At 37.3% G+C, this 3,913-nt stretch carries 4 protein-coding genes; 3 read left to right on the top strand and 1 reads right to left on the bottom strand.

The annotated features are described in order from the left end of the window. Positions 1-21 precede the first annotated feature (21 nt). Positions 22-414, bottom strand: a complete 393-nt coding sequence (gene cadR / locus B2Y23_RS10470; RefSeq protein WP_291370711.1) for a Cd(II)/Pb(II)-responsive transcriptional regulator — start codon at positions 412-414, stop codon at positions 22-24. A 90-nt stretch (positions 415-504) separates the two neighbouring features. Here cadR and B2Y23_RS10475 point away from each other — a divergent pair, with 90 nt between their 5' ends. The 3 genes from B2Y23_RS10475 to feoB are packed head-to-tail and all read left to right on the top strand — an operon-like array spanning position 505 to position 3,876. Next, the gene (locus tag B2Y23_RS10475) at positions 505-1,785 is read left to right on the top strand and encodes a cation transporter (RefSeq protein WP_114837618.1); all 1,281 of its coding nucleotides are present in this window, start codon (positions 505-507) and stop codon (positions 1,783-1,785) included. 11 nt (positions 1,786-1,796) lie between these two features. After that, positions 1,797-2,057 carry a FeoA family protein gene (locus tag B2Y23_RS10480; RefSeq protein ID WP_004665962.1) on the top strand — a complete coding sequence of 87 codons (261 nt, stop codon included), beginning with the start codon at positions 1,797-1,799 and terminating at the stop codon, positions 2,055-2,057. Then, positions 2,047-3,876: a ferrous iron transporter B gene (feoB, locus tag B2Y23_RS10485; RefSeq protein ID WP_291370718.1), complete on the top strand. Its 1,830-nt coding sequence runs from the start codon at positions 2,047-2,049 to the stop codon at positions 3,874-3,876. Before B2Y23_RS10480 ends, feoB begins: the two co-directional genes overlap by 11 nt. Positions 3,877-3,913 lie beyond the last annotated feature (37 nt).

Here is a 3,913-nt window from a genome sequence, read left to right on the forward strand (position 1 = left end):
AAAAAGCATAGGTCTAGATAATCAAGCTAGATTTTTTAGAACTCCACATTGGTCAATTGTACATAAACCATCACAAGTACCTCTTAAATCAGATAGTTGTTCAATAAGCTTTTGTTGCTTGATTATATTTTCTCTGATAGCACTGACATGTAAGTCAATTAATTCATTCACCCCTGAACAATTTTTCTCAGGTTTGTCTTTATAGGTAAGTAATTGACGAATTTCATTCAAACTCATATTTAAAGTTCGGCAATTCAAAATAAACTTAATTCGCTCAACATAGCCTATATCGTAAAGGCGGTAATTTCCTTCCGTTCTTTCGGGTTCCGGAATTAAACCTTCCTTTTCATAAAACCTAATTGTTAATACTGAACATGAGGTTTTTTTAGAGAGTTCACCAATTTTTAAATGCATTGAGTTGGTATTTCCAAAAAATCTTGACTCTATAGTAACTATAGGGATTCTAATATTCAAAGTTTATAAATTTTTTTAATGGGTATAACTATGAGTGGCTGTGGATGTAGTAAAGAAACACCATGCGAAGATAAGAAATCTCAACAAGAAAATCATCCATCAATTGCAGAAGCAAGCAATTCAAAGAATTGTGATAATACGCCTAGCTGTTGTGGTGAAGAGGAAGAAGAAAAATCTTCATCTCCTTGCTGTAACACTTCAAACAGTTGTGAAGATACCGCTCAATCCTGTTGTGGTTCTGATCCCAAAGAAAATTTAAGCACTGAAAACGTTTTAAAAGATTCGCACTACATGAGTGAATACTTAGTTCCCAAAATGGATTGTTCTGCGGAAGAACAGATGGTTCGTATGGCGCTATCTTCAATTGATGGTGTTCAAAAACTCATCTTTGATTTACCTAACCGGTCTTTAAAGGTTCTACATAATCAAAAAGATGAAAATATAACTACCAAACTTGAAGCTTTGGGTTTTGGTGCAAAGCTTGTGAAGACTGAAACTTATATAAGCAATCAACAAGCTAAGCAAACAAGTACCTATACCATTCCTAAAATGGATTGCTCTGCTGAAGAGCAAATGGTCCGTATGGCTCTTGCAGATATTGAAGCAGTTAAAGGTCTTACTTTTGATCTTCCCAATCGAAAACTGAAAGTCTTCCATAATGAAGGGAGTCAGCAAATTACGGCCAAACTTGAAGGACTGGGTTTTGGGGCGAAACTTGATGAAACACAGCTTTCTTCAGGCGATATACCTAATGAACCTGATCCTGTGAGACAAGCTAAAGTACTTAAACTGTTATTAGGCATTAATGCTCTACTTTTCTTTATAGAATTCATCAGCGGAATTATTGCTGCGTCTACAGGATTGATTGCTGATTCTCTAGATATGTTTGCCGATGCAGCCGTTTATGGTATTGCGCTATATGCCGTCGGAAAAGCTGCGAAATATCAAGTGAAAGCAGCCCATTTCGCAGGTTGGATTCAGTTATTACTTGCTGTCATCGTGATTATTGATGTCATTAGACGATTCATGTTTGGAAGCGAGCCAGAATCAACGCTCATGATTGTTATTGGCCTGCTCGCACTTATAGCTAACGTGACATGCTTATATCTTATTTCTGGTCATCGAGAAGATGGCGCACATATGAAAGCCAGTTGGATTTTCTCGGCGAATGACGTTGTCGTAAATATGGGCGTTATATTTGCCGGTGTACTCGTGGCGTGGACGGGATCAGCTTACCCAGACTTAATCATTGGCATCCTGGTTTCTTTATTCGTGCTTAATGGTGCTCGAAAGATTTTGGCTTTGAAGTAAGAGTATCGAAAATGAATCTATTTCAAGTTAAACAAAATCAGATCGTCAAAATTAGAGATCTCAAAAAAGGTAATCAATACAGTCATACCACTGATCCCGTATTGGAACGGCTCCAACTATTAGGTTTTAGAGAGGGTGAAACTCTACAAGTACTCGCTAAAGGTGTTTTTGGCGGAGATCCTGTTTTAGTTCAAATTGAAACTTCAAGATTCGCATTAAGAAAGAATGAAGCTGAAAGAATTTTTGTAGAGTTAGTATCCAATGAAGATTAAGAACATTGCATTAGTCGGTAATCCAAATTGTGGAAAAACCTCTTTATTTAATACGCTTACTGGTACGCGACAAAAAGTTGCCAACTATGCTGGAGTTACCGTAGAAAGAAAAGAAGGTTCTTTTAAATTACCTTCTGGTGATGCAATACGAGTATTGGACTTACCCGGAACTTACAGTTTAAAACCTAGTAGTTTAGATGAAGAAGTCACCAGGGCAGTTTGTTTGGGCGAGCTAAAAGGTGAAATTCTACCCGATATTTTTATATGCGTTGTAGATGCCACAAATTTAAGCTTACATTTGAGCTTGGTTCTCGAAGTTCGTGCTCTAAATCGCCCTATGATTCTTGTATTAAATATGATGGATGAGGTCAAAAAGCGTGGTATTTCCATTGATAAGGATAAACTGTCTCAACTGTTAGGTATCCCTGTAGTTGAAGCTGTCGCAGTTAAAACAAAAGGAATTCAAGATTTAATTAATCAATTAGATCAAAAAAATCTTTTTATTACTCCTTATCATTCTGAATTAAGTCATTTTGAACAGGTCAAACAAATCACCAAACAAGTTATTTTAAATAATGACAGTGGTGATAAAAGAACCGCATTTCTAGATAAAATTTTTCTACATCCTGTATTGGGTTTAGTAATCTTAACTTTAACCATGTTTGTGATGTTCCAGGCGGTATTTATATGGGCAACGCCTTTTATTGAATTCATTGAAAATTTTGTCGCATGGCTCAGTGATTTTATTGGACCACTAATCCAACATCCTCTATTAAAAAGCTTGGTTGTGGATGGGGTAATTGCTGGTGCAGGTAGCGTGCTTGCATATATGCCTCAGATTTTGATTTTATTCTTCTTCATTTTAATGCTTGAAGAGTCAGGCTATTTACCCCGAGCAGCATTTCTTTTAGATAAATTAATGTCTAAAGCCGGGCTTAGCGGCCGTTCATTTATTCCTCTGCTATCCAGTTTTGCTTGTGCGATTCCCGGAATTATGGCAACCAGAAGTATCAGCTCTGAACGGGACCGATTAGCAACAATTATGATTGCACCCTTGATGACCTGTTCAGCAAGATTGCCAGTATATGCTTTATTGATCGCGGCATTTATTCCGAACCAATTAATCTACGGCTGGTTAAGTCTGCAAGGATTAGTCCTTTTTGGTCTTTATATGTCGGGAATAGTCTCAGCGTTATTAGTTTCAGTCTTTCTGAAGTTGGTTCGAAAAGATAAAACTGAAAGTATTTTTATTTTTGAACTTCCCACATACCGAATTCCAGATATTAGAAATATTGCATTAGGCTTATATGATAGGGCAACTATTTTCTTAAAACGAGTTGGTGGCATTATCGTTGCGCTGTCTATCTTGTTATGGGTGCTAGTCACGTTCCCTCAACCACCAGATAATGCAACCATGCCGGCCATTAACTATAGTTTAGCTGGTCAGTTAGGGCATTTAATTCATCCTATATTTGCGCCTATTGGGTTTACATGGGAAATATGTATTGCACTCATTCCTGCTATGGCAGCAAGGGAAGTTGTAATTGCTGCTCTTGGGGTGATTTATGCGATGTCAGGTGATGAAGATACAGTAACTCAAAGTCTGTTAAGTCAAATTTCAGGCCCGGATGGATGGGGGTTAGCCACAGGTTTATCATTATTGGTATGGTTTATTTTTGCTCCCCATTGTCTTGCTACGTTAGCAACAATTAGACGAGAAACTGGCAGCTGGAAACAGCCCATCATTATGGCAACTTATTTGTTTGCATTAGCCTACATCTTTTCATTCATCACATATCAAGTTGCGAGTAATTTTTAATTAGCAAATGAATAAAATAAGGGAGCTAGCTCCCTTA

This window comes from Acinetobacter sp. UBA5934, assembly GCF_002430855.1.
GTDB lineage: Bacteria > Pseudomonadota > Gammaproteobacteria > Pseudomonadales > Moraxellaceae > Acinetobacter.